The following is an 882-nucleotide window of genomic DNA, read 5'->3' as shown; positions in this document are numbered from 1 at the left end:
TGCGTTTCGAGCTCGGCTTTCGCTGGCGCGACTGTGCGCCGTGGCAATGCATGCTGTCCTACCTGATCGACTGCACCCTGCAGCATCCCGACCTGGCCATGCACAAGATCGTGGTGTCGCAGATCGAACAGCTGGCGGCGTCCATCCTGGTCACTTCGCATCGTCACAACCATTGCGAGGACGCCCCGGCACGCCGCAGTACCATCCTGCCGCGCCATGTGCGGCGCGCCCAGGATTTCCTGGAAGCTCATGCACACGAGCCGGTCACGGCCGAGCAACTGGCCCAGGCCGCCGGCGTGAGCGTGCGCAGCCTCTATGCTGGCTTCAAGGATTTCCTCGGCGTGAGCCCGATGCAATACCTGCGCGACCTGCGCATGGAACGCGCCCGCGCCGAGCTCATGAGCGGCGACAGCAACCACGTGGCCGGTGTGGCGCTGCGCTGGGGCTTCGCCCACATGGGCCGCTTCAGCAACGAATACAAGCAACGCTACGGCGAGTCGCCCAGCAAGACCTTGCGGGCGCGCTGACCCCTGGCGATTGACGAAAAAAATGCGCCGGGATCACCCGGCGCACAAACCCTCCAGACCAGACCAGAGCGTAGAGAAAGACCGCGTCAGCGCGGGGCCAGCCGCTGCGCCACCATGTAACCGGAACCCGCGCCCAGTCCCGGTCCGGGATGGGTGCTGGCACCGATGTGGAAGACATTGGCGACGGTCGTCTGCTGTCCGCGCGCCCCGTGGCTGCCGGCAAACGGACGCAGCCAGAAGAACTGGTCGGGCGAACATACACCCGAATACGGATCGCCACCCACCAGGTTGCAGTTCAACGCTTCCAGATCGGCCGGCGAATAAGCGCGGCGGCCCACGACCCGTGGCCCACCCC

At 66.1% G+C, this 882-nt stretch carries 1 protein-coding gene and 1 pseudogene; one reads left to right on the top strand and one right to left on the bottom strand.

Annotation, left to right across the window (positions count from 1 at the left end; all coding sequences use genetic code 11):
- A partial coding sequence (locus I5W_RS26190; protein ID WP_044531458.1) for a helix-turn-helix transcriptional regulator occupies positions 1–527 on the top strand: 527 nt, incomplete at its 5' end.
- A gap of 86 nt (positions 528–613) precedes the next feature.
- Here the strand turns inward: I5W_RS26190 and I5W_RS26185 are convergent.
- Positions 614–882, bottom strand: a pseudogene (locus I5W_RS26185) (phytoene desaturase family protein); the annotation flags it as partial.

Origin of the sequence: Herbaspirillum sp. B65, from assembly GCF_000333555.1 — a bacterium.
GTDB classification, from domain to species: Bacteria; Pseudomonadota; Gammaproteobacteria; order Burkholderiales; family Burkholderiaceae_D; genus Herbaspirillum; species Herbaspirillum rubrisubalbicans.
The sequence above is the reverse complement of the archived record's forward strand: the minus strand, read 5'-3'. Positions and strand labels throughout refer to the sequence as shown.